General features: G+C 73.3%; 23 protein-coding genes and 1 tRNA gene. 13 read left to right on the forward strand and 11 right to left on the reverse strand.

The genetic code is table 11. From position 1 onward, the window contains the following. Positions 1-23 precede the first annotated feature (23 nt). The 5 genes from ACNQOV_RS13200 to ACNQOV_RS13220 all read left to right on the forward strand — a co-directional run bounded on the left by ACNQOV_RS13200 (position 24) and on the right by ACNQOV_RS13220 (position 4,768). Positions 24-1,148, forward strand: a complete 1,125-nt coding sequence (locus tag ACNQOV_RS13200) for a prephenate dehydrogenase (protein ID WP_022908212.1) — start codon at positions 24-26, stop codon at positions 1,146-1,148. A gap of 143 nt (positions 1,149-1,291) precedes the next feature. Continuing rightward, positions 1,292-1,999 carry a (d)CMP kinase gene (gene cmk, locus ACNQOV_RS13205; protein ID WP_042724030.1) on the forward strand — a complete coding sequence of 236 codons (708 nt, stop codon included), beginning with the start codon at positions 1,292-1,294 and terminating at the stop codon, positions 1,997-1,999. A 68-nt stretch (positions 2,000-2,067) separates the two neighbouring features. After that, positions 2,068-3,588: a ribosome biogenesis GTPase Der gene (gene der / locus ACNQOV_RS13210; RefSeq protein ID WP_402263876.1), complete on the forward strand. Its 1,521-nt coding sequence runs from the start codon at positions 2,068-2,070 to the stop codon at positions 3,586-3,588. 8 nt (positions 3,589-3,596) lie between these two features. After that, entirely contained in the window at positions 3,597-4,187 is a 591-nt protein-coding gene (locus tag ACNQOV_RS13215; protein ID WP_416394977.1) for a hypothetical protein, read from the forward strand. 59 nt (positions 4,188-4,246) lie between these two features. Continuing rightward, positions 4,247-4,768: a hypothetical protein gene (locus ACNQOV_RS13220; protein WP_416394979.1), complete on the forward strand. Its 522-nt coding sequence runs from the start codon at positions 4,247-4,249 to the stop codon at positions 4,766-4,768. Positions 4,769-4,780: 12 nt separating this feature from the next. Here ACNQOV_RS13220 and ACNQOV_RS13225 read toward each other — a convergent pair whose 3' ends face one another. Then, positions 4,781-5,644 carry a helix-turn-helix domain-containing protein gene (locus tag ACNQOV_RS13225; protein ID WP_416394981.1) on the reverse strand — a complete coding sequence of 288 codons (864 nt, stop codon included), beginning with the start codon at positions 5,642-5,644 and terminating at the stop codon, positions 4,781-4,783. Between the two features lie 103 nt (positions 5,645-5,747). On the opposite strand from ACNQOV_RS13225, the gene ACNQOV_RS13230 reads away from it, so the two are divergent. Together ACNQOV_RS13230 and ACNQOV_RS13235 are read left to right on the forward strand one after the other, a co-directional pair. Then, on the forward strand, positions 5,748-6,620 hold the full coding sequence (locus ACNQOV_RS13230; protein WP_416394983.1) for an oxidoreductase: 873 nt from the start codon (positions 5,748-5,750) through the stop codon (positions 6,618-6,620). Between the two features lie 232 nt (positions 6,621-6,852). Further along, positions 6,853-7,734, forward strand: a complete 882-nt coding sequence (locus ACNQOV_RS13235; protein WP_416394985.1) for an oxidoreductase — start codon at positions 6,853-6,855, stop codon at positions 7,732-7,734. Positions 7,735-7,750: 16 nt separating this feature from the next. On the opposite strand, the gene ACNQOV_RS13240 is transcribed toward ACNQOV_RS13235, so the two are convergent. Together ACNQOV_RS13240 and ACNQOV_RS13245 are read right to left on the reverse strand one after the other, a co-directional pair. Further along, the gene (locus ACNQOV_RS13240; RefSeq protein ID WP_416394987.1) at positions 7,751-9,889 is read right to left on the reverse strand and encodes a RecQ family ATP-dependent DNA helicase; all 2,139 of its coding nucleotides are present in this window, start codon (positions 9,887-9,889) and stop codon (positions 7,751-7,753) included. A 77-nt stretch (positions 9,890-9,966) separates the two neighbouring features. Then, positions 9,967-11,475, reverse strand: coding sequence for a hypothetical protein (locus ACNQOV_RS13245; protein WP_416394989.1), 1,509 nt, complete (start codon positions 11,473-11,475; stop codon positions 9,967-9,969). Between the two features lie 202 nt (positions 11,476-11,677). On the opposite strand from ACNQOV_RS13245, the gene ACNQOV_RS13250 reads away from it, so the two are divergent. After that, a tRNA-Pro gene (locus ACNQOV_RS13250) sits at positions 11,678-11,751 on the forward strand. 105 nt (positions 11,752-11,856) lie between these two features. Here the strand turns inward: ACNQOV_RS13250 and ACNQOV_RS13255 are convergent. Together ACNQOV_RS13255 and ACNQOV_RS13260 are read right to left on the reverse strand one after the other, a co-directional pair. Next, the gene (locus ACNQOV_RS13255) at positions 11,857-12,894 is read right to left on the reverse strand and encodes an LLM class flavin-dependent oxidoreductase (RefSeq protein ID WP_416394991.1); all 1,038 of its coding nucleotides are present in this window, start codon (positions 12,892-12,894) and stop codon (positions 11,857-11,859) included. Positions 12,895-12,939: 45 nt separating this feature from the next. Next, entirely contained in the window at positions 12,940-13,785 is an 846-nt protein-coding gene (locus tag ACNQOV_RS13260) for a hypothetical protein (RefSeq protein ID WP_416394993.1), read from the reverse strand. A 233-nt stretch (positions 13,786-14,018) separates the two neighbouring features. Between ACNQOV_RS13260 and ACNQOV_RS13265 the strand changes: the two genes are divergently transcribed. Further along, complete coding sequence (locus tag ACNQOV_RS13265; protein ID WP_402269445.1) at positions 14,019-15,128, forward strand: fatty acid desaturase family protein; 1,110 nt, start codon at positions 14,019-14,021, stop codon at positions 15,126-15,128. Between the two features lie 16 nt (positions 15,129-15,144). Beyond that, a complete protein-coding gene (locus tag ACNQOV_RS13270; protein WP_031261585.1) occupies positions 15,145-15,354 on the forward strand; it encodes a cold-shock protein in 210 nt (69 codons plus the stop codon). Between the two features lie 227 nt (positions 15,355-15,581). Here ACNQOV_RS13270 and epsC read toward each other — a convergent pair whose 3' ends face one another. The 3 genes from epsC to ACNQOV_RS13285 form a co-directional block, all read right to left on the reverse strand. Next, entirely contained in the window at positions 15,582-16,166 is a 585-nt protein-coding gene (gene epsC, locus ACNQOV_RS13275) for a serine O-acetyltransferase EpsC (protein ID WP_416394996.1), read from the reverse strand. Then, positions 16,163-17,101, reverse strand: coding sequence for a cysteine synthase A (gene cysK / locus ACNQOV_RS13280; RefSeq protein WP_022907128.1), 939 nt, complete (start codon positions 17,099-17,101; stop codon positions 16,163-16,165). Before cysK ends, epsC begins: the two co-directional genes overlap by 4 nt. A gap of 272 nt (positions 17,102-17,373) precedes the next feature. Beyond that, positions 17,374-18,411 carry a dipeptidase gene (locus tag ACNQOV_RS13285; protein WP_416394998.1) on the reverse strand — a complete coding sequence of 346 codons (1,038 nt, stop codon included), beginning with the start codon at positions 18,409-18,411 and terminating at the stop codon, positions 17,374-17,376. 44 nt (positions 18,412-18,455) lie between these two features. Between ACNQOV_RS13285 and ACNQOV_RS13290 the strand changes: the two genes are divergently transcribed. Further along, positions 18,456-19,031, forward strand: a complete 576-nt coding sequence (locus ACNQOV_RS13290) for a GNAT family N-acetyltransferase (RefSeq protein WP_416395001.1) — start codon at positions 18,456-18,458, stop codon at positions 19,029-19,031. After that, a complete protein-coding gene (locus ACNQOV_RS13295) occupies positions 19,028-19,498 on the forward strand; it encodes an SRPBCC family protein (RefSeq protein ID WP_416395003.1) in 471 nt (156 codons plus the stop codon). Before ACNQOV_RS13290 ends, ACNQOV_RS13295 begins: the two co-directional genes overlap by 4 nt. 22 nt (positions 19,499-19,520) lie before the next feature. Here the strand turns inward: ACNQOV_RS13295 and ACNQOV_RS13300 are convergent, their stop codons facing one another. Continuing rightward, positions 19,521-20,240 (reverse strand): VIT1/CCC1 transporter family protein, encoded by a 720-nt coding sequence (locus ACNQOV_RS13300; RefSeq protein ID WP_416395005.1) that lies wholly within the window; start codon positions 20,238-20,240, stop codon positions 19,521-19,523. A 178-nt stretch (positions 20,241-20,418) separates the two neighbouring features. Between ACNQOV_RS13300 and ACNQOV_RS13305 the strand changes: the two genes are divergently transcribed. After that, a complete protein-coding gene (locus ACNQOV_RS13305; RefSeq protein WP_022907123.1) occupies positions 20,419-20,982 on the forward strand; it encodes a VOC family protein in 564 nt (187 codons plus the stop codon). On the opposite strand, the gene ACNQOV_RS13310 is transcribed toward ACNQOV_RS13305, so the two are convergent. Together ACNQOV_RS13310 and ACNQOV_RS13315 are read right to left on the reverse strand one after the other, a co-directional pair. Continuing rightward, on the reverse strand, positions 20,873-21,583 hold the full coding sequence (locus ACNQOV_RS13310) for a GNAT family N-acetyltransferase (RefSeq protein ID WP_416395007.1): 711 nt from the start codon (positions 21,581-21,583) through the stop codon (positions 20,873-20,875). The two genes, ACNQOV_RS13305 and ACNQOV_RS13310, sit on opposite strands and share 110 nt — an antisense overlap. A gap of 4 nt (positions 21,584-21,587) precedes the next feature. Beyond that, a complete protein-coding gene (locus ACNQOV_RS13315; protein WP_402269123.1) occupies positions 21,588-22,991 on the reverse strand; it encodes an LLM class flavin-dependent oxidoreductase in 1,404 nt (467 codons plus the stop codon). Positions 22,992-23,043: the final 52 nt, after the last annotated feature.

Below are 23,043 nucleotides of genomic sequence, written 5' to 3' on the forward strand. Positions count from 1 at the left end.
TCGGCGATCGGTAGGCTTGCCCGGTGACCGACGCCACCGCCCAGCACGACGCACCGGAGATCGACCGGCGCCTGCGGGGACCCGTGCGGATCGTCGGCGCCGGGCTCCTCGGGGCCTCGATCGGGCTCGCCCTGCGGGAGAAGGGCGTCGAGGTCGTCCTCGACGACGTCTCGCCCGCAGCCCTCGCGCTCGCCGTGGACTACGGTGCCGGGCGACGCCCCGCCGCCGGCGACGCCCCGGAACTCGTCGTGGTGGCCGTGCCGCCGGACGTCGTCGCGACCGTGGTCGAGCGTGAGCTCCGCGCCTTCCCGGACGCCGTGGTGACCGACGTCGCGAGCGTGAAGTCGGGGCCGCTGACGAGCCTGCGGGCCGCCGGCGCCGACGTCAGCCGCTACATCGGCTCGCACCCGATGGCCGGACGCGAGCGCAGCGGGCCGACCGCCGCCCGCGCCGACCTGTTCCTCGGGCAGCCGTGGGTGATCGCCGGGCACGACGACATCACCTACCGGCGCGCCGCCGTGGTGGAGGACCTGGCGCTCGACCTCGGCGCGACCGTCGTCCCGATGGAACCCGAGTCGCACGACCTCGCGGTCGCCTACGTCTCGCACGCCCCGCAGCTCGTGTCGACGCTGATGGCCTCGCGGCTGCGCGACGCCCCGGACGGCTCGCTCGGGCTCGCCGGTGGCGGGGTCCGTGACGTCACCCGCATCGCCGCGAGCGACCCGGGGCTGTGGGTGCAGATCATCGGCGCGAACGCCGAGCGGATCCGCCCGGTGCTCGCCGACCTCCGCGACGACCTCGACCGGGTGCTCGCGGCCCTCGACGACCCGGCGGCCCCGGGCTCGCCGCGCGCCCTCGCCGAGACCATCGCCGCCGGCAACCGCGGTGTCGAACGGCTGCCGGGCAAGCACGGCACCACCAAGCGCTTCGCCCAGGTCGTCGTCCTCGTCGACGACACCCCCGGGCAGATCGCCGCGCTCCTCACGTTCATCGGGGAGATCGGCATCAACCTCGAGGACATGCGCCTCGAGCACTCACCGGGCGCGCAGATCGGCATCGTCGAGGTGTCGGTCCTGCCCGAGCAGGAACAGCGACTCGTCGACGAACTCGAGGGTCGCGGATGGAGGATCGCAGCAGCATGGGCGTGAACAACGACGACTCCGGCGTGACCGGTGGACCCGACGGACCCGACACCGGGCTCCCCACGCCCGGCGACCAGCCCGGGCCGATCGGCGGCGCCGGTGGGGCCGGCGGCGGGCTCGACGGGCAGGGCGGCGGCGAACCCGGTTCGATGCGCGACCCGCTCCCGGCCGGGCTGCCCGACGGTGCGTTCGTGGCCAAGTTCGTGATCGCGGTGGACGGTCCCGCCGGCAGCGGCAAGTCCAGCGTGTCCCGTGCGGCGGCGCGGGCGCTCGGCTTCGGCTACCAGGACACCGGTGCCGCGTACCGCGCGCTCGCCTGGCACGCGCTGGCCGAGCAGGTCGACCTCGACGACGCGTCCGCGGTCCTCGGCAGCTGGGACTCGTTCGACTACGAGATCGGGACGGACCCGGACGACTACTTCGTCCGGGTGAACGGCACCGACGTGACCGACGCGATCCGCACCCCCGAGGTCACGGGCGCGGTGGCCCACATCGCGAAGCTGCCCGAGGTCCGCCAGCGGCTCGTGCAGCTCTTCCGGAACGTGATGCGGAAGGCCGAGGGGCGGGGCATCATCACCGAGGGTCGGGACATCACCACGGTCGTCGCCCCCGACGCCGAGGTCCGGATCCTGCTGACCGCCGACGAGTCCGTTAGAATGGCCCGGCGTTCGGCTGAGGTCACGACCCAGTCGGCCGCCGAGACCTCCGCCGCACTCGCTCGTCGCGACGCGGCGGACGCGAAGGTCGTCGACTTCATGAACGCCGCCGACGGCGTCACGACGCTCGACTCCACCGACCTCGACTTCGACCAGACCGTGCAAGCGGTCGTCGACCTGGCCCGCGCGGCCGGGCACTGACCACCAGGGCCTCGCGCGGCCACGCACTGACAACACGCGGCCGAAGGGTCGCCGGCAAGGACACCCACATGGCGCAGCTGGACACCCCCGAACACGACGACTTCCCCGAGTACGACGACGCCCTCGGCGAGCGGCTCGCCGGACTCGACGACGCCGAGGCCGAGCAGCGGGCGAACGCGCTCCGCGCCGGGCTCGAGGACTACGAGCTCGACGAGGAGGACGTCGCCCTCCTCGACGCCGGGCAGCTCGGCGAGGACGGCATCACGTACCTGCCGGCCTACCCGGTGCTCGCGATCGTCGGCCGCCCGAACGTCGGCAAGTCGCAGCTCGTGAACCGCATCCTCGGCCGTCGTGAGGCCGTCGTGCAGGACACCCCCGGTGTCACGCGCGACCGCGTCTCGTACAAGGCGGAGTGGAACGACAAGCGGTTCACGCTCGTCGACACCGGTGGGTGGGAGCCCGACGCCAAGGGCATCAACGCCTCGGTCGCGGCGCAGGCCGAGGTCGCGATCGACCTGGCCGACGCCGTCCTCTTCGTCGTGGACGTCACGGTCGGCATCACCGCCACCGACGAGCACGTCGTGAAGATGCTGCGCGGGACGGACCGCCCGGTGATCGTCGTCGCGAACAAGTCGGACGACGACCGCCGCGACCTCGACGCGTACGAGCTCTGGAACCTCGGCCTGGGGGAGCCGCACCCGGTGTCGGCCCTGCACGGCCGGGGCGTCGCGGACCTCCTCGACCTCATCATCGCGACGCTCCCCGACACGTCGGCCGTCGCCAAGCAGGAGGTCGGCGGGCCCCGCCGTGTCGCGATCCTCGGCCGACCGAACGTCGGCAAGAGCTCGCTCCTCAACAAGGCCGCCGGCGAGGAGCGCGTCGTCGTCAACGAGCTCTCGGGGACGACCCGCGACCCGGTGGACGAGCAGATCGAGCTCGGCGGGCGCGTCTGGCGCTTCGTCGACACCGCCGGCATCCGCAAGCGTGTCCACCTGCAGCAGGGCGCCGACTTCTACGCCTCGCTCCGCACCACCGCAGCGCTCGAGAAGGCCGAGGTCGCCGTCGTCGTCCTCGACGTCACCGAGCCGATCTCCGTGCAGGACCTGCGCATCATCGACCTCGTCCTCGAGTCCGGCCGCGCGCTGGTGCTGGCCTACAACAAGTGGGACCTGCTCGACGACGACCGACGCCGCTACCTCGAGCGCGAGATCGAACAGGACCTCGCGCACGTGTCGTGGGCGCCGCGGGTGAACATCTCCGCACGCACCGGACGCCACCTCGAGAAGCTCGTCCCCGCGCTGGAGACCGCCCTCGAGTCGTGGGACACCCGCATCCCGACGGGCAAGGTCAACGCCTTCATCGCCGAACTCGTGCAGGAGCACCCGCACCCGGTCCGTGGTGGCAAGCAGCCGCGCATCCTGTTCGGCACGCAGGCCTCGAGCCAGCCGCCGACGTTCGTGCTCTTCACCACGGGCTTCCTCGACCCGCAGTACCGACGGTTCATCACGCGTCGTCTGCGCGAGGTCTGGGGCTTCTCCGGGACGCCGATCAACGTCAACATGCGGGTCCGCGAGCGCCGCAAGCGCTGAGGCGTGCGATGGCGAGCGGACGGCGGGTGCTCCTCACCGGGGGCGTCGCCGTGCTGCTCGTCGTCGGAGCCGTCACGGCCGTGGTCGTGCAGCGCGGCGACGGCGGTGCACGGTCGGTCGACGGCACGTCCACCCCGGTGCCCGGCTCGGTGGACGCCGCCGGGTCGGAGCGACCGCTCACGCCGTCCAACGCCCTCGGCGCACCCGTCGTGGCACCCGAACCGTCGGCCCGGCAGGCGGACGGCCCCGGCGACCCGTCGACCACGGCCTGGTGGCGCCGCGTCCCGCCCGTCGCCGGCACACTGACGGCGGCGGACGGTCGGGCGATCGGCACCGTGACGATCCTCGGGACCGACGGGGACACCCTCACGATCACGGTCGCCGGCGACCCCGCGCTCCCCGCCGGGGCGACGCGTGCCGTCCTCACGTCCCCCGACGGCCGCGAGGAGGACCTCGGTGCGGTCACCCCGGACATGCGCGGCGTCGCGTTCGTGCTGGGGGCGACCTCGGCCGAGCGGCTCCCCGACCCCGTCCACGCGCTCGAACTCCGCGGTCCGGGCGGTCGGGTCGTCGCGTCGGCGGTGCTCCTGCCGGTCTGACCCACCCGCAGGCCGGGCGCGGTGCACGACCGGCCCGCCGGATGCGGCACCATTGTCTGGTGAGCCTCCGCAGCAACGACCTCGGCGCCGTCGCCGACCGACTGTGGTGCCGGCTGCGGCTGGACCGCCTCGCGGGCGGACGGCAGGCCGACTACGTCATCCGCGAGGACATGCTCGGACACCCCGACACCGTGCGGTCGTTCCGGTGGATCCGCTGGCTGCTCGTCGCGGAGACCATCGTCGGCCTCACCGCGATCGTCGTCGCCGTGGTGCTGACCCGCGCGGGCGAGACCGTGCCGTGGGCGGTGTGGTTCCGGGCGACCGTCGTGCTGCTCATCACGCTGACGCTCTACGTCTTCGCGTGGCGTGCGCAGCTCGGGTACTACTGGGCGTACCAGCGGCTCCGGTTGTTCAGCCGGATCTTCCCGATCGTGACGCTCGTCGTCGCGGCGATCCCGGGCCTCTACCCGTTCTGGATGGTGATCGAGCAGATCGTGTTCTCGCTGCTGATGATCGGGATCGGCGACGTCCTCACCTCGGACCACATGCGGACGACCTTCCCGAAGCCCGCTCGGCGGTAGCCCGCCCCGCCGTCAGTCGGCGGTGGTCCCGGCCGGTCGGTCCGCCACCCGGTCCGCCACCCGCGACGCCGCGAGCGAGGCGAGCACGGCCAGCCGCTCCGCCGACGCCGAACCGGGCTCCGCGTGGTGCACGACGAGCAGCTGCCCGTCCGTGCCGCCGACGCCGAGCTTCTCCCGCCGCAGCTCGAGGTCGCCCACCTCCGGGTGCCACATCCGGACCGCCGCGCCCGCGAGCGGCCGGACGTCGTGCCGCGCCCACAGCCGCCGGAAGTCCTCGCTGCCGAGGGACAGCTCGCCCACGAGTGCCGTGACGGCCGGGTCCTGCACGTCGGTGCCGATCGACGCCCGGAACGCGGCGACCATCCCGGCCATCTGGTCCTGCCAGTCCGGGTAGCGGGCGCTCTCCGCGTCGTCGAGGAACATCGTCCGGAGGCGGTTCTCGCCTGCGCGGAGACCGGGCGCGAGCTCGGTGGCGAGGGCGTTCGCGGCGAGGACGTCGAACGACCGGTCCTCGACGAACGCGGGCAGCCCGATCACGTCGACGAGTTGCAGCGTGCCCGACGGCACCCGCTCGGTCCGCGGTGTCCGCCGACGCGGCGCGGGGGAGGCGCCGGCGAGCCCGTGCAGGTAGTCGCGGGCCACCTGGTCCAGGCCGAACACCCGTGCGACCGCGTCGAGGACCTGCCCAGAGGGGTTGCGGTCCCGACCCTGCTCGAGCCGCAGGTAGTAGTCGGCGCTGATGCCCGCGAGGGTCGCGACCTCCTCGCGGCGGAGACCCGGGGTCCGGCGCACCCCGGTCACCCGGATGCCGGCGTCCTCCGGCCGCACCAGCGCCCGCCGAGCGCGGAGGTACTCGCCGAGCGTGTTGTCGTCCACGGGCCCGATGCTACGACGGCTGCGGTCACCGATCCTGGTCCCCGCACTCCCAGGGTCCACGGGGACCTGCCGTGGGGACGCCTGCCGGCGCATCGTGGTGGACATGACGAACACGAACCTCCCCGGCGGCACCTACCGCCTCGCCGACGACCTCGAGCTCACCCGCGTCGGGTACGGCGCGATGCAGCTCGCCGGACCCGGGATCTTCGGCCCCCCGACCGACCGCGACGAGGCGATCCGGGTGCTCCGCACGGTCGTCGAGCTCGGCATCACGCACATCGACACGTCCGACTTCTACGGTCCGCACGTCACGAACGAGATCATCCGCGAGGCGCTCCACCCCTACCCCGAGGGGCTCCACCTCGTGACGAAGGTCGGCGCCCGACGTGACGACCAGGGTGGGTGGCCGCACGCGCGCGAGCCCCACGAACTCGTCGAGCAGGTGCACGACAACCTCCGCACCCTCGGCCTCGAGCAGCTCGACGTCGTGAACCTCCGGATGGGCGGCTTCGACGCGCCTGAGCCGGGCAGCATCGCGCCGCAGTTCGAGGCGCTCGCCGAGCTGCAGCAGCAGGGGCTCATCCGGCACCTCGGGCTCTCCACGGTGGACGCGGAGCAGCTCGCCGAGGCGCAGACGATCGCGCCCGTGGTCTGCGTCCAGAACATGTACAACGTGGCCCGCCGCGAGGACGACGCGCTCGTGGACGCCACCGCCGCACAGGGCATCGCCTACGTGCCGTACTTCCCGCTCGGCGGCTTCTCGCCGATCCAGTCCGGGGCGCTCGACGCCGTCGCCGACCGACTCGGGGTCACCCGCCTCACCGTCGCGCTGTCCTGGCTGCTGCAGCGCTCGCCGAACATGCTCCTCATCCCCGGGACCTCGTCGGTCGCGCACCTGCGCGACAACGTCGCGTCGGCGGGCTTCGCCCTGCCGGCGGACGCGGTGGCGGAGCTGGACGGCATCGGCGCGGCCTGACGACGCGAGGGCGTACGGGCCAGGAGGCGGGGGGGGGGGCCGCCCCCCCCCCCCCGGCCGGCCCCCGGGGGGGGGGCCCCCCCCCCCCCCCCCCCCCCCCCCCCCGACTCGTGGTCCGGTCACCCCCCCCCGGACCCGCCGGTGCCCGGAAGTGTCGCCGCGCGTCGTCAGCGGACGCGGCGGGGGACACCGGCCACGGCTGACCCGCGGGAGCACGGCGCATCCTCGGACCATGACCGACGACGCCACCCCCACGCTCCCCGGCGGGACGTACCGCCTCGCCGACGACCTCGAACTGACGCGGTTCGGGTACGGCGCCATGCAGCTCGCCGGACCGAACGTGTTCGGCCCGCCGAAGGACCACGACGAGGCCGTCCGGGTCCTCCGCGCGGTGGTGGAGGCGGGCATCACGCACATCGACACCGCGGACTTCTACGGCCCGCACGTCACGAACGCGCTCATCCGCGAAGCGCTGCACCCGTACCCGGACGATCTCCACATCGTGACGAAGGTCGGCACCCGCCGCGACGAGAAGGGGCGGTGGCCGCAGGCTCGGCAGCCGGAGCAGCTCGTCGAGCAGGTGCACGACAACCTGCGGACGCTCGGGCTCGAGCAGCTCGAAGTGGTCAACCTCCGGGTGGGCGGGTTCGACGCTCCGGAGCCGGGCAGCCTGGCGCCGCAGTTCGAGGCGCTCGCGGCGCTCCGGCAGCAGGGGCTCATCCGGCACCTCGGCGTCTCGACGGTGACGGCCGAGCAGCTCGCCGAGGCGCAGGGCATCGCGCCGGTGGTGTGCGTGCAGAACATGTTCAACGTGGCGCGCCGCGAGGACGAGGCCCTGGTGGAGTCGACGGCGGAACAGGGCATCGCCTACGTGCCGTACTTCCCGCTCGGGGGCTTCTCGCCGATCGACTACGCCACCCTCGACCGTGTCGCCGAGCGGCTGCACGTGTCACGGACGACGGTCGCGCTCTCGTGGCTGCTGAAGCGGTCGCCGAACATCCTGCTCATCCCGGGGACGTCGTCGGTCGGGCACCTGCACGAGAACATCGCCTCGGCGGGGTTCGACCTGCCCGCGGACGCCGTGGCCGAGCTGGAGGCGCTCGGCGCCGCCTGACAGCGACGCTGCGACCTCAGGCCACCGTCGCCAACGCGAAGGGCAGCACCGCCGATGCCCCGGCCCGCCGCAGTTCCCGCCCGGCGACGGTCATCGTCCACCGGCTGTCCACCAGGTCGTCGACGAGCAGCACCGGCCCCTCGTGCGACTGCAGCGCGGCCCCGAGCGCCGGGTCGACGACGAACGTGTCCCACACCCCGGACAACCGGTAGGCGCTGTTCGTCGCACCGTCCCCGCGCGGCGTCCCACCGTTCCGCCCGAGCGTCCCGAGGAACTGCAGCCGCCCGATCGAGGACAGCGCCTGCGCGAGCGAGCCCACGAGCTCGGGCCGCGACCGCGAGGACATCGCGACGACCCCGGTCGGCCGGGTCTCCCACGGCCAGTCCTTGAGCGCACGGACACACCCGTCGACGAGTTCGCGGGAGATCGGGGCGTCGGCGGTGGACGGCGAGAACAGCGCGCGCAGCGGTCCGCCCCACCCGAGGTCGGTGAGTCGGGCGACGGCGCGTCCGGGCTGCACGAGCTCGTCGGCGCCGATCTTGCCCCGCACCGAGACGCCGAGCGACGACATGCCCGATGGCCACTGGGCGCGCGGGGCGATCTCCACGCCGACCTTGTCGAGCGCCGCCGCGGCACCGGAGGCGTCGGACGACGAGACGTCCGACGGGTACCAGGCCCCGGCGCAGTTGTCGCACCGGCCGCACGGTTCGGCGGACGGGTCGTCGAGGTCCTGCTGCAGGAGCTGCATGCGGCACGCCGAGGTGGACTCGTAGGTGAGCATCGACGCGGCCTCGGCAGCGCGGGCCGCGGCGACACGCTCGTAGCGGGGCGCGTCGTACTCCCACGGCTGCCCGGTCGCGACCCACCCTCCGGCGACCCGCTGCACGGCGCCGTCGACGTCGAGCACCTTGAGCAGGAGCTCGAGGGTGGAGCGCTTGATGTCGACCAGCCCCTCGAGCGCGACGGTGGACATCGCGGCGTCACGGGACAGCGCGTCCAGCACCGCGGACGCGCGGGCCTCGGTCGGCATGGACGCGCTCGCGAAGTACTGCCAGATCTCCTGGTCCTCGCGCCCGGGCAGCAGCAGGACGTCCGCGTTGTCGGTGGCGCGTCCGGCGCGGCCGATCTGCTGGTAGTAGGCGACAGGCGAGGACGGGGCGCCGACGTGGACGACGAACCCCAGGTCGGGCTTGTCGAACCCCATGCCGAGCGCACTCGTCGCCACGAGGGCCTTGAGTTCGTTGCCCTTGAGCTGCTGCTCGAGCTGCTCGCGCTCGTCGGTGTCGGTCCGGCCGGTGTACGCACGGACGGCGTACCCGTTGTCGCGCAGGAGCCGGGCGATGTCCTCGGCTGCAGAGACGGTGAGCGTGTAGATGATCCCGCTGCCCGGCAGGTCACCGAGGTGCGCCAGCAGCCAGCCGAGCCGCTGCCGGGCGTCGGGGAGCGACAGCACGCCGAGCCGCAGCGAGGCCCGTGCGAGGGACCCGCGGATGGTGAAGACCGGGGCGTCGGGGCCGGCGGTGAGCTGCTCGGCGACGTCCTCGACCACGCGCTCGTTCGCCGTCGCGGTGGTGGCGAGCACGGGCACGCCGTGGGGGAGCGACCGGATGAGCTCGGCCAGTCGCCGGTAGTCCGGTCGGAAGTCGTGCCCCCAGTCGGAGATGCAATGCGCCTCGTCGACGACGAGCATGCCCATGCGGGCGATCAGCGTCGGCAGCTGTTCGTCGCGGAACCGCGGGTTGTTGAGCCGTTCGGGGGAGACGAGCAGGACGTCCACCTCGTCACGGGCGAGCGCCGCCTGCGTCTCACCCCACTCGTGCGCGTTCGCCGAGTTGATCGAAACCGCGCGCACCCCGGCGCGGGCAGCCGCGGCGACCTGGTCGCGCATGAGCGCCAGCAGCGGCGACACGAGCACCGTCGGCCCGCCCCCGCGGCGCCGGAGCAGCAGGGTCGCGAGGAAGTACACGGCGGACTTCCCCCACCCGGTGCGCTGTACCACGAGGGCCCGCTGCCGGTGCTCGACGAGCGCCGAGATCGCCTCGAGCTGACCGGGGTGGAACACCGCGTCCGGCCGCCCGGTCAGGGCGTGCAGCGCCTCCTGCGCCTCCGCAGCGATCGCGGCGGACGGCTGGACGGGCGGCGGAGCAACAGACATGACCCCATGCTGTCAGCAGGGACCGACGAAACGTGGGTCGCGCCTCCCGGCTGTGGACAACTCACCCACGCAACCCGCTACTGGTACGTGATCAACGACGGTGTCGGCGTCACGTCCGCCATCGTCTGCTGCGGCGTCAGCATCGGTGTGTCCTCGTCGTAGAAGTTCTTCCAGCCCCAGTGGATGCCCTCGGGCGCTCCGACGTGCAGCGCCTTCCACGTCGCCTGCTTGTCGGGCTGCGACCCCTGCCCGTCGACGTGCACGAGCACGTCGAGCTCCGGGTGCTGCTCGAGCGTGTCGCGGTCCTGGATCATCGACAGTCGGAACTGGTGCAGCACGAACGCCTTCGGCGGGAGCCCCTTCTCCTTCACCAGGTCCGCGAGCCACGAGGACACCTCGTTCACCTCGGACGCCTTCACGCTCCCGATCTGCTCGAGCGGGACCTGGTCGTGCCCGAGCCGCCACTCCGGGTCGAGCGCCAGCCACACGCCCGGCTTCGACAGCAGCGACTCGTACCGCTTCGCCTGCGACAGGAAGTCCGCGCGCCCGGGCTGCAGGTCGAGGATCACGGGCATCCCGGCGTCGTGCGCGGCATCGACGTAGGGCTCGAGCGTCGACACCGGCAGCTCGGTGGAGTAGTCCCCGTCCGCTCCGGCGTCCCCGGCGGCGACGGTCGCGATGACCTCCATCGCGGGCGTGATCGGCACGTCGCCGAGCCCCTTGTATGACGCCGCGACGGACTTCGCGCGCCGCACCGTCGCCGTCGGGTCCTGCTCGCCGAGGACACCGAGCGCGGGGGCTCCCGGCGCGCCGTAGAGCGCCACGTAGCGGTGCCCGTCGAACGGCCGCTGCCCGCCGTCGGGCAGCTGCCACCCGTTCTCGGCGGCGCGGACGGTCCACTGCGGGTCCGGCAGGTCGGCGAACGCGGCCCCCACCAGCACCGTCGGATGCTCCCGTCGCTCGTGCAGCGCCGTCACGACGTCCGGCGCGGCCGCGGGGTCCGTCACACCGTCCGGCATCGCCACGACGCGGGCACCCGCCGCCTTCGCGGTCGCCACGGCTGCGGCGTCAGCGGTCGCGTCCGCCACGACGACGGTGGCCTGCCTGGAGGCGCGGCTCGGCTCCGGCGCGTCCCCGCCGTCCGGCGCATCCCGCTCCGGGACGTCCGTGTCGATCGCGACGTCGCCCTCGGCCTGGTACCACCGGGCGCCGAGGCGCGCCAGCTCGCGCGCGGCGGGCGATCCATCCTTCCCCTGGGACTCGCCCGGTGCGGCCGACTCGTCCCCGTCGGTGAGGAGGACCGGGACGTGGGCCGCCTCGGCGGCGCTCGCCGCGGACCGCACGGCGTCGGCGTCACCGGCCGGCGCGACGACGGCTCCGGGAGCGGACGCGAACAACGCGCGGCTCGTCCGGACCGATCGGTCGACGGCGTCGGACGCTACCGCGACCGACACGGTCTGTGCCGTCGCCTTCGCCAGGGTCGCCCGGGTCGGCCCGGACTGGGCCCCGGTGCACCCGGCGGCTCCGAGCAGCAGACCTGTCGCTGCGAGTGCGAGGAGGACACGGGAGGTGGGGCCGGAACGCATCGGGCCACCCTACGAGCCGGATGGCGGGGACCCTGGGAATCCGACGGGTGTCGTGCGCGCTCGACGACGTCCCGGGACGAACCGCGGGGCGACGCGCGCGGGACGACAGTGCGTGGCGTCGGAGGGGTCCGTCGTCCGCTATGCTGGTCGGGTTGCTCCGCGCTCCGGTCGGACGCGGGCGACGTGGGTCCCTCGGGGCTCGCGGGCTGTGGCGCAGCTTGGTAGCGCACTTGACTGGGGGTCAAGGGGTCGCAGGTTCAAATCCTGTCAGCCCGACCGACAAGCCCCGACGGAACCACCGTTCCGTCGGGGCTTCTGCGTTCCCGGCGCCGCATGCATCCCGGAACGGTGCGACCCGCGCGATCCCTCCGGGCGACCACGTCAGCGACCGGTGGTCGCCGAGCGCTCCGGCTCCCACCCGAGCGCCGGCCCGAGCCGCTCCGCCATGTCCGTGACGATCTGCGCGTAGTCCTCCGCCTCGAACGAGAACGGCAGTGCGAACGCGACCTCCGTCGCCACCTGGTAGCCGGCGTCCGCACGGAGCCGGTCCGCGATCTCGGCCGACGTCCCGACCAGGTCGGCCGCGAACAGCAGCTTCCCGGGTCCCATCGGCACGCCGACGCGGCCCGACCGACCCTCGACGTAGGCCCGGTAGCGGGCCTCCTGCTCGGGCGTCGCCGTGTCGGTGGGGATCACGACGAGGCCCTGCGAGACGCGGGCGGTGCTCGGGGACGGGTGCGCCTCGAGGTAGGCCTCGACCTGGGCGCGCTGGTTCGTGGCGAAGTCCGTGCCGCTCTCGCTCCGAGTGACGCTCGAGGTCAGCAGGTGGAAGCCGTTCTGCGCGGCCCACACCGCCGACCGCGTGCTGCCCGTGCCGTACCAGAGCCGGTCGGCGAGGCCGGGGCTCTGCGGCTGGACGGTCGTGGCGAACTCCTCGATGCCGCGACGCTCGGCCACGTCGACGATCGGAACACCCCGCACCAGGTCGCGGAAGCGCAGGAGTCGGGTCTCGCTGAAGTCCTCGTGCTCGGCGGTGTCCGGGTAGAGCGCCTCCCGGTAGAGGTCGTAGTTCATGGGCGTGCCCGACGAGAAGCCGGGGTTGAGGCGACCGCCGAGCAGCACGTCGACCGTCGCCAGGTCCTCGGCGAGACGGAACGGGTTCTCCGCGCCGATCGGGGTGACGGCCGTCCCGAGCGCGATCCGGGAGGTCCGCTGCGACGCCGCCGCCATGACCGCGACGGGGGAGGAGATGCCGTGCTGCACGTGCCGGTGTCGCAGCCACGCGCTGTCGAAGCCGAGGGCCTCGGCGCGCTCGATGACCCGGAGCGTCTCCTCGTGACCGAGTCCGGGGCGTGCCGGGTCGAACGACCCGATGGTCAGGAAGCCGAGGCGTTCGAGGGGACGTCCGTCGAGAGGCATGTGTCGATCGTGGCAGACGAACGCGTCCTCGTCCGTCCGGGCGGGTCAGGGGACCCGCACGCTCCGGCACCCGAGGTCGATGCCGCTCGTGCCCCAGTACGGGTCGGCCGCGGTGATGCACACGCGGTGCACCCCCGACCCTGCCCGGACCACCCCTCGGAAGCCGTGCGCCCCGGACACGTGCAGCGCCCGGTCGACGTCGGCGCGCGGCCTCGTGGTGGTGAGGAGCGCCGCCTGGGTGCCGTCGATGTCCACGGCCACGTCCATCGGGTCAGCAGCGCGCTCGACGTCGACGGCCCACCCCGACACCGCGATTCCGCCGGCGGTGGCGGCAGCACCGTCGAACGCGCCGTGGGTCGGGACGATCGTGGTGCCGCTGATCCGACTGTCGTACGGCACCTCCGGATCGGACGAGCCGTCCACGGCCTGGAACTCCCAGCCCGTCAAGCGGGTGTCCCTGATGTCCGAGACCTGCCGCGCCGTCGTCGTCATCGTGACCGAGGCGCCGGGTCGGAGCGCGGGCAGCGTGCAGGACGCCTTCCGTCTGGTCGTGTCGAGCGAGCAGCGCCCGGAGGTGCTCGCGACGGTGACGTGGTCGAAGGCACGGAGCGATGCTGCGTCCGCCGGGTTGGTACCGGTGTCGTACGCGAATCCGAGGTGGACCGGGCCGGCTGTGGCCGCGGTTCCGACGTCCTGCACGGTGAACGCCCACGACGCGGTGTCGTGGAACGCCACTTGCGTGGTGACGACGTCGTCGATCTGCAGCCCGGCGGGGTCGACGGCCGCGTCCGCGGATGCCGGAGCCGCGAGCGCGCCGCCCGCGACGGCGAGGACGAGGCTCGCGACCAGCCACGCGGTGGTGCGGCCTCGGCGAGGGAACGGATCGGGCATCGGTGCCTCCTGGTCGTGTGCGCTGAACGCTACGACGCGGCCAGTCCGGCGTCCGGCGTGGACCGTGAGAGCTGGCTCAGCCCGCGCCGCGCCCGGGCCGGGGACCGTCCGTCCACGCAATCCGGACTCCCAGGCGAACACGCATGTTCTGCCCTTAGTGTCGCGCCAAGCGCAAACGCGTGAACTCACTCGCATTGGTTGAAGGACCGATCCGTAACGGAAGGTCGGTCCTCATGACCACCACTCCGCTCGCGCCGGGTTACACCCGCACTCGTCCCGCCACTGGTCCCCGCAAGGGCACCTCGACCTACTCCGCGCTGCTGGCGCAGGTGAAGGACAACGGCCTCCTCCGCCGCCGCACCGGTTTCTACTGGTCGCTGTTCGGCAGTCTCGTCGGCACCATGGCCCTCGCCTGGGTCGCGTTCGCGTTCCTCGGCGACTCGTGGTTCCAGCTCATCGTCGCCGGAGCCCTCGGCGTCCTCTTCACGCAGTTCGCGTTCCTCTCCCACGAGGCCGCGCACCGCCAGGTCTTCGCCTCGCAGAAGTGGAACGACCACGCTGGCCGCTGGCTCGGCACGTTCATGGTCGGCCTCAGCTACTCGTGGTGGATGAACAAGCACACCCGCCACCACGGCAACCCGAACACCGTCGGAAAGGACCCGGACATCGCGCCGGACGGCATCCGGTTCCTGCCGGAGGACGCAGCGTCGGTGAAGGGCCCGCTCATGACGACGTTCATGCGCTTCCAGGGCTGGCTGTTCTTCCCCCTGCTCACGCTCGAGGGCCTGAACCTGCACCGCTACGCCGTGATGAGCATCGTCACCGGCAACGGCACCAAGGCCGACGTGAAGCACCGCTGGCTCGAGGCCGTGCTGCTCGTCGCCCGCTTCGGCATCTACCTGACGATCGTGTTCTGGTTCCTGCCGTTCGGCATGGCCTGCGCGTTCCTCGGGGTCCAGCTCGCCGTCTTCGGCGTGATGATGGGCGCCTCGTTCGCGCCGAACCACAAGGGCATGCCGACCATCGCGCACGACGCCAAGGTCGACTTCTTCTCGCGCCAGGTCCGCACCTCCCGCAACATCCGCGGCGGCTGGTGGGTCTCGTTCCTCATGGGCGGCCTGAACTACCAGGTCGAGCACCACCTCTTCCCGTCGATGCCGCGTCCGGCGCTGAAGCAGGCCCGCCTGCTCGTCCGCGACCACTGCGACACGCTCGACGTGCCGTACACCGAGACCACGCTGCTGCGCTCCTACGGCATCGTCGTCCGGTACCTGAACCGGGTCGGGCTCGCCGCCCGCGACCCGTTCGCGTGCCCCATGGTCGCGCAGCTGCGCATCCACTGACGCCGTGTTGACGCAGATGCCCACCGGCACCGTGAAGTGGTTCGACCACAGCAAGGGCTACGGCTTCATCCAGCCCGACGACGGGTCCGAGGACCTGTTCGCGCACTTCTCGAGCATCGTCGTGACGACCGGGTACCGGTCGCTCGAGGAGAACGACCACGTGCAGTACGACGTCGGCCCAGGCAAACGGGGCCCGCAGGCGGACAACATCTCGATCATCCGCTGACGCGGACGAGGGCGGGCCGGGGGGGCGGGGGGCCGCCGGGCCCCCCCCCCCCCCCCGCCCGCCCCCCCGGCCGGCCCCCGCCGCCCCCCCCGCCCCCCCCCCCGCCGCCCCCCCCCGGCCCCGCGCACACTTCGGCGGCCCCCGGCCCGCTAATGGGCCCGCCACGGCGAGTCTCGCGCTCGGCGCGGGCCCGCGCCGGCGCGGCGCGGGCGCGGGCGCGGCGCGGGTCAGAGGGGCGGGACGCCCTCGTGTCCGGAGCGTGGGCGGGCGGTCCCGGCGACCCCGGTGACCACCGACCCCGGCGGGACGTCCTTCGTCACCACGGTGTTGGCCCCGACGACGGAGTCGGCACCGACCGTGATCGCCCCGATCAGGGACGACCCGGCACCGAGGACCACGCGGTCCCCCACCGCCGGGTGCCGACGGGCGCCCGGTCCGTGCTCGCCTCCGCGGCCGCCGAGGGTCACCCCGTGGAAGAGCACGACGTCGTCGCCGATCACCGCGGTCTCCCCGACGACGACACCCATGCCGTGGTCGATGAAGAACCGTCGCCCGATGCGCGCACCGGGATGGATCTCGATGCCCGTCGCCGACCGGGCGATCTGCGCGATGACCCGGGCCGCGAAGCGTGATCCCGGCAGGCCCGTCGCGAGCCAGAGCCGGTGCGTGATCCGGTAGGTCCAGATCGCGTGCAGGCCGGAGTACACCACGGCGTTCTCGAGGTCCCCGCGCGCTGCGGGATCACCGCGGCGTGCTGCGGCCAGGTCCTCACGGACGGTCCGCAGCACGCCACGACGTCGGGCTGACGTCACGCAGTGAGCCCCTCGAAGAGCACCGTCGACAGGTAGCGCTCACCGGTGTCGCAGACGATCGCGACGACGCGCTTGCCGACGTTCTCGGGACGCGCGGCGATCTCGATGGCGGCGTGGATGATCGCGCCGGAGGAGATGCCGGAGAGGATCCCCTCCTCGGTGCCGAGGGCGCGGGCGACCCGGAGCGCGTCGTCGAGCTCGACGTCGAAGACCTCGTCGATGACGCTCTGGTCGAGGACCTCGGGGATGAAGTTCGCGCCGATGCCCTGGATCTTGTGCGGGCCGGCCTTGCCCTCGGTCAGCAGCGGCGAGTCCTTCGGCTCGACCGCGACGATCTGCACGCCGGGAACCCGCTCCTTGAGGACCTGTCCGACGCCGGTGATCGTGCCACCGGTCCCGACGCCCGCCACGAACACGTCGACGTGCCCCTCGGTGTCGCGGAGGATCTCCTCCGCCGTGGTCTTCCGGTGGATCGCCGCGTTCGCGGGCGTCTCGAACTGGTGGGCGAGGATCGCACCGGGTGTCTCGGCGACGATCTGCTCCGCCTTCGAGACGGCGCCCTTCATGCCCTCGGACCCCGGGGTGAGGACGATCTCGGCACCGTAGGCGCGGATGAGCGCGCGGCGCTCGACGCTCATGGTCTCGGGCATCGTGATGACGACCCGGTACCCGCGGGCGGCGCCGACCAGGGCGAGCGCGATGCCGGTGTTGCCGGACGACCCCTCGACGATGGTCCCACCCGCCTGCAGCTCGCCGGACGCCTCCGCCGCGTCGACGATCGCGACACCGAGCCGGTCCTTCACGCTCGCACCCGGGTTGTAGAACTCGAGCTTCGCCAGGATCTCGGCGCCGCCCTCCTTCGGGAGGCGGTTCAGCCGCACCAGCGGCGTGTTCCCGAACGCCTGCGAGATGTCATCGTGGATCGTGCCGCTCATCGGTACCGTCCTCATCGGGTCAGGTCGCGTGCCTCCGCCCTGGAGGCACGGCGTGCGCTGCGATCCTAGCGATCGGACCCCGGGTGGTGCTGCCTGTGTGACGCGCGCTGCGCGCCCGGCGCGCACCGCGCCTCCCGTCCAACGGCCTGGTCCGCCCGCAACCGTTCGCGCTCACCGACACTTCTCGCGTCCCCGATCGCGAAATGTGTCGCTGCGCGCGAAACCCTGCGTGCTGGACCCGCGCACGGCGCACCGCGCCCGCGCCCCCGTCGTCAGCGCACGTGCGCCGTCCGCGCGAACCGCTCGTCCGTCGCCTCGAGCACCCGCATCACGTTGCCACCGGCGAGCGCCCGGAGGTCGTCGGCACCCCACCCACGCCGCTGCAGTTCCGCCGCCAGCACCGGGTAGCGCGACACGTCGCGGAGGTCCGGCGGGAGCACGGGCGTGCCGTCGTAGTCGCCACCGAGCCCGATGTGCGCCGCGCCGGCGACGTCCCGCGCGTGCTCGACGTGGTCCGCCACGTCCGACACCGTCACGAGCGGGGGCTCCCCGACCGATCCGGCGTCCTCCCAGTCGGCCCACGCGCGGGACACGAACTTCGGCACGAAGGTGATCATCACGACGCCGCCGTTGTCCCCGAGGCGGGCGAGGACGTCGTCCGGCACGTTCCGGGGGTGGTCGTTCACGGCGATCGTCGACGAGTGGCTGAACACGACGGGCTGCGTGGCGACGTCGAGGGCGTCGCGCATCGTCTCCGGCGACGTGTGCGACAGGTCGACGAGCATCCCGATCCGCTCCATCTCGGCCACCACCTCGCGCCCACGGTCGGTCAGGCCGCCGTGCGGGTGGGAGCCGGTGGCCGAGTCGGCCCAGGGCGTGTCGTCGTTGTGCGTGAGGGTCATGTACCGCACCCCGAGGCGGGCGAGGTCGCGGAGCACCGCCAGGTCGTCGCCGATCGAGTGACCGCCCTCGGCACCGAGCAGCGACGCGGTGCGGCCGGAGTCGATCGCGGCGCGGACCTCGGCGGCGGTGCGGGCGAGGGCGAGGGCGTCCGGCCAGCGCTCGATGATCCGGTGCGCGAGGTCGACCTGCTGCAGCGTCGCCCGGACGGGGTCGGGGACGTCCGTCGGGACGAAGACCGACCAGAACTGGCCGACGACGCCTCCGGCCCGGAGCTTCGGCAGGTCGGTGTGCAGCGATCCCTGCTCGGAGTCGATGCCCTCGACGCCGGAGTCGTGGGTCTCCCGCCGTTCCCACGGCAGGTCGTTGTGTCCGTCGATGACCGGGAACGGGAGCGCGTCGAACGTCATGCCCTCGACGCTACCGCGGCCCGGCCGCTCGCTAGGCTCGCCCCATGGACCCCGTCACGCTCCGGACCGAGCGGCTGGTCCTCTCGGTCCCCGAGCTCTCCGATGCCGACGACGTCGTCGCGTACGCGACCGATCCCGACGTCGTGGCGTTCATCCCGATGCCGGAACCGTACGGCCACGCCGAGGCCCACCACTGGCTCACGGCCGTGGTGCAGGAGGGCTGGGACTCGGACGTCCGCTACGAGTTCGCCATCCGACGGTCCGACGACCCCCGGCTGCTCGGGACGGTCGGGCTGTTCGGCTTCGCCGCCGGCGGTGCCGAGATCGGGTACGCCACCCACCCCGACGCCCGCGGGCAGGGCTTCGTGACCGAGGCGGCGGACCGGGTGCTCCGGTGGGCGTTCGCGCCGGCGCCCGAGGGGCTCGGACTGGTCCGCGTCCAGTGGCGCGCGATGGCGGAGAACCGCGGCTCGATCGCGGTCGCCCAGCGCCTGGGGCTGCGGTACGAGGGCCGACAGCGGTCCGCGGTGCTGCAGCACGGCGTGCGGCACGACCAGCTGCTCGCCGCCGTCCTGCGTGACGACGACCGGTCGGTCCGCACCGCCTGGCCGGTCCCGTGACCGTCGCGTTCCGGGTCGTCACCGACCTCTCCGCCCCGCCGGAGCGCGTGTTCCGGCTGTCGCTCGACATCGGCGCGCACGAGCGCTCCATGGCCGCGAGCGGCGAGCGGGCGGTCGACGGCACCACCACCGGGACGATCGGGCTCGGTGAGTCCGTCACGTGGCGCGCCCGGCACTTCGGGATCGTGTGGCGGATGACGAGTCGGATCACGGCACTGGAGGCGCCGCACCGGTTCGTCGACGAACAGGTGCGTGGACCGTTCGCCCGGTTCCGGCACGAGCACCGGTTCGAGGCGACGGCCGACGGGACGCGCATGGTCGACGAGATCGCGTTCCGCGCACCGCTCGGTGTGCTCGGACTCGCCGCGGAACGCCTCGCACTCGCCCGCTACCTGCCGCGGCTCATCCGGGACCGCAACGCCTCGCTGGCGGCCGAGCTCGCGGCCGGGGGTCCGGCCGCACCGTAGCGGGGCGGAGCCCGTCGACGCCTCAGAGCGCGTGCGCCCCGAGGATCGCCCCGGCGGCGTACGTCGCGGCGAGTGCCAGTGCGCCCCCGGTGACGACGCGGATCGTCGCCCGCGTGCGCGGGGCACCGCCGAGCGCCGCGCCGGTTGTCCCGGTGGCGGCCAGCGCCACGAGCACCGCGACCACCGTCACGGCGACGCGCGCGGACTCCGGGCTGAGGAGCATCGCGAGGAAGGGCAGGGCGGCGCCGGTCGTGAAGGTCGCCGCCGACACCCAGGCGGCACGCCACGGGCTGACGACCTCGTCCTCGGCGTCGCGGAGCGCTGCGGCGGCGCGTCGGCTGCGGACCTCGGGGCGCACGAGCTCGTCGGCGACGGCGCTCGCCACCGAGGGGTCGACCCCGAGCGCGCGGTAGTGCGCGGCGATCGTGCCGGCGTCCTCCGACTCCGCCTCGAGCTGCGCCTGCTGCGCGGCCTGGCCGGTGCGCTGCGCGTCGCGGGCACCGCTGACCGACACGTACTCGCCGAGGGCCATCGACACGGCCCCGCCGACGAGCGCAGCGGTCCCGGCGGCGACGACCGGTCCGGTCCCGGCCCCGGCACCGGCGACCCCGACGAGGACCGCCGCGACCGAGACGATACCGTCGTTGGCGCCGAGGAGGCCGGCGCGCAGCCAGTTCAGCTTGGCGGCGCTGGCGGCGTCGTGGTCGGTGGTGGGGAGGACGAGGTCGGTTGCGGTCGACATGGACGTCAGGATGCCACGCCGTCGCGAGCGGCGCCAGCATGGTGAGGCTACCCTGATCAGGGGTTTTCTGGTGAGGACAGCCTCACCTCACCTCGTGCGGAGTGCGGGAAGCCGCATCGGGACCGCACCCTCGGCCACCGGCCGGAACGTCCGGTCGCCGAGCTGTCACGATCGTCGTATGAGCAGGGGAATCAGGATCGACCACGTGGGCGTCACGGTGCCGGACATCGACGCAGCCACGGCGTTCTTCGAGGCGGCGTTCGACGCCGTCGTCCTGTACGACATGCGGTGCCGCTCGGAGGAGCCGAACGGCACCCCCGAGGCGCACCGCTACCTCGGGATCCCGTCGACGATGGCGCAGGGCGCGATGCGCATGCTCGCGCTCCCGGAGGGGCCGGGGCTGGAGCTCTTCGAGTACCTCGGACCGGACCAGCGCGGCGCGGTGCACCCCGCGGACATCGGTTGGCAGCACCTCGCGATCCACACCGACGACCTCGACGACACGCTCGCCCGCATCGAGGCCGCCGGGGGCACCCGCAACTCGGACCCGCGAGACCTGCGCGGGCTCGAGGCCGGCGAGGGGAACCGGTTCGTCTACACGAGGACCCCGTGGGGATCGACGCTCGAACTCGTCAGCTACCCGACGCCCCAGCCGTACCTGCTCGTGGCGCCCCGGGCGAAGTGGGCCCCGTGGCCGAGTGCGGTGGACGCGCTGCAGTCGCCCCTGCCCGAACCCGCGTAGCCGGAGCCGTCCGGGCGCCGTCCGCGACCCACGCACGGGTGGGCCGGCCGCTCAGCGCGTGCGGGAAGGGCTCGCCGACGGGTTCGAACCCCGCGCCGCGGTACAGCCGGAGCGCCGGCGCGTTGTCGTCGAGGGCGTGCAGCAGGGTCCGGGCGTACCCGGCGGCACCGGCCTCGGCGACGGCGCGCTGCAGCAGGGACCGACCGAGTCCGTGGCCCTGCGCGCGCGGATCGACGGCGAGCAGCGAGAGGTACGCCGCATCGTCCGGGTCGCCCGGCAGTCCCGTCCCCGGCTCGGTGACGAGCGCGAAGCCGGCGAGTGCGGAGGCCGCCGACACAGAGCCGGCGGGCGCGGGGCTGGCGGGCGCGGAGCCGGCGGGCGCAGACCCCGCGGGCACGGAGCCGGCGAGCGCGGCCGACGACGGCGAGGACGCCACGACGAGTGCGACACGGGCAGCCGCGAACTTCGACCGCGCACGGTCCCGGACCGCCGCCGACCGGGGCACACCGTCCCGCGCCGCGACCGCCGCCGTCCACAGCTCGATGCAGGCCGCGGCCTCGTCCCGGGCGGCGGCCCGCACGACGAACGACGACCCGGTCACCCGTTCAGCGTACGACCGCCTGCTCCCCGACCCGGAACGACGCCCCGCGGTGCTCCGCCGGCAGCCGGTCGCCGCGGCCGTGCAGCTTGTGCCGCAGGGAGCCGGGCTCGTACCCGTCGGGGTAGACGCCGCGGGCGCGGAGCTCCGGCACGACGAACTCGATGACGTCCTCCCACGTGCCGGGTGTCACCGCGTAGGCGAGGTTGAAGCCGTCCACGTCGGTCTGCTCCTGGATCTCGACGAGCCGGTCGGCGATGGTCGCACCGCCACCGACCGCGACGGGGCCGAGGCCGCCGATCGCGGTGTGCCGGGCGAGGTCCCGGATCGTCCACTTCGACCCGTCGGACCCGGTGGCCGCCGCGATGTTGGCCGCCGCCGACTGGATCGCGTTCGACTCGACGTCCCCGAGGGGCTCGTCGAGGTCCCACTGCGACAGGTCGACACCCATCCAGCCGGAGTTCAGCACGAGCGCGCCGAGCTCCGACGCGTACGACAGGTAGTCCTCGTACTTCGCCTGGGCGAGCTCGTCGGTGGCGTCGGTGATCACGGTCAGCAGCGTGTAGACGCGGGCGGCGTACCGGTCGCGGCCGGCGGCCTCCAGGGCGTCGCGGACCTTCCCGACCGTCACGGCGAGCTGCTCGACGGTCGGCGCGCCGACGAACACCGCCTCGGCGTTCTCGGCCGCGAAGCGGATGCCGCGCGGCGAGGCCCCGGCCTGGTAGATCACGGGCGAGCGCTGCACGGACGGTTCGGAGAGGTGGATCCCGGGGACGTCGAAGTGCGTGCCGTGGTGCTCGATCGGGTGCACCTTGGCGGGGTCGGTGAAGACGCCGGTCTCGCGGTCCTCGACCACGGCGTCGTCCTCCCACGAGCCCTCCCACAGCTTGTAGAGGACCTCGAGGTACTCGTCGGCGACGTCGTAGCGGTCGTCGTGCGAGAGCTGGTCGGTCTGGCCCATGTTCCGCGCGGCGCTCGGCAGGTAGCCCGTCACCACGTTCCAGCCGACACGGCCCTTCGTGAGGTGGTCGAGCGTCGACATGCGCCGGGCGAACGGGTACGGGTGTTCGTAGGCGGTCCCGGCGGTGATCCCGAAGCCGAGGTGCTCGGTCACCGACGCCATCGCGGAGACGAGCAGGATCGGGTCGTTCACGGGGACCTGCGACCCGGTGCGGAGCGCGGCCTCGTTCGAGTCGCCGTACACGTCGTAGGTGCCGAGGACGTCGGCGATGAAGATGCCGTCGAAGTTCCCGCGTTCGAGGAGCTGCGCGAGGCCGGTCCAGTAGGACAGGTCGTTGTAGTGACGGGACCGGTCGCGCGGGTGGCGCCAGAGCCCGGAGGACTGGTGCGCCACGCAGTTCATGTCGAAGGCGTTGAACCGGATCTGGCGGTGCTCGCTGTTCGTGCTCACGGCCGTGACGCTACGGCTCGTTCCCCCGTGCGTCACGCATGGTGACGAACCG

This window comes from Curtobacterium sp. LFS084 (assembly GCF_047977705.1).
Taxonomy (GTDB): Bacteria; Actinomycetota; Actinomycetes; order Actinomycetales; family Microbacteriaceae; genus Curtobacterium.

Coding starts and splice junctions, on each gene's coding strand:
- cmk (WP_042724030.1), top strand. CDS start 1,292: ATGCGCGACCCGCTCCCGGCCGGGCTGCCCGACGGTGCGTTCGTGGCC.
- der (WP_402263876.1), top strand. CDS start 2,068: ATGGCGCAGCTGGACACCCCCGAACACGACGACTTCCCCGAGTACGAC.
- ACNQOV_RS13215 (WP_416394977.1), top strand. CDS start 3,597: ATGGCGAGCGGACGGCGGGTGCTCCTCACCGGGGGCGTCGCCGTGCTG.
- ACNQOV_RS13230 (WP_416394983.1), top strand. CDS start 5,748: ATGACGAACACGAACCTCCCCGGCGGCACCTACCGCCTCGCCGACGAC.
- ACNQOV_RS13235 (WP_416394985.1), top strand. CDS start 6,853: ATGACCGACGACGCCACCCCCACGCTCCCCGGCGGGACGTACCGCCTC.
- ACNQOV_RS13240 (WP_416394987.1), bottom strand. CDS start 9,889: ATGTCTGTTGCTCCGCCGCCCGTCCAGCCGTCCGCCGCGATCGCTGCG.
- ACNQOV_RS13245 (WP_416394989.1), bottom strand. CDS start 11,475: ATGCGTTCCGGCCCCACCTCCCGTGTCCTCCTCGCACTCGCAGCGACA.
- ACNQOV_RS13255 (WP_416394991.1), bottom strand. CDS start 12,894: ATGCCTCTCGACGGACGTCCCCTCGAACGCCTCGGCTTCCTGACCATC.
- ACNQOV_RS13260 (WP_416394993.1), bottom strand. CDS start 13,785: ATGCCCGATCCGTTCCCTCGCCGAGGCCGCACCACCGCGTGGCTGGTC.
- ACNQOV_RS13265 (WP_402269445.1), top strand. CDS start 14,019: ATGACCACCACTCCGCTCGCGCCGGGTTACACCCGCACTCGTCCCGCC.
- ACNQOV_RS13270 (WP_031261585.1), top strand. CDS start 15,145: ATGCCCACCGGCACCGTGAAGTGGTTCGACCACAGCAAGGGCTACGGC.
- cysK (WP_022907128.1), bottom strand. CDS start 17,101: ATGAGCGGCACGATCCACGATGACATCTCGCAGGCGTTCGGGAACACG.
- ACNQOV_RS13285 (WP_416394998.1), bottom strand. CDS start 18,411: ATGACGTTCGACGCGCTCCCGTTCCCGGTCATCGACGGACACAACGAC.
- ACNQOV_RS13290 (WP_416395001.1), top strand. CDS start 18,456: ATGGACCCCGTCACGCTCCGGACCGAGCGGCTGGTCCTCTCGGTCCCC.
- ACNQOV_RS13300 (WP_416395005.1), bottom strand. CDS start 20,240: ATGTCGACCGCAACCGACCTCGTCCTCCCCACCACCGACCACGACGCC.
- ACNQOV_RS13305 (WP_022907123.1), top strand. CDS start 20,419: ATGAGCAGGGGAATCAGGATCGACCACGTGGGCGTCACGGTGCCGGAC.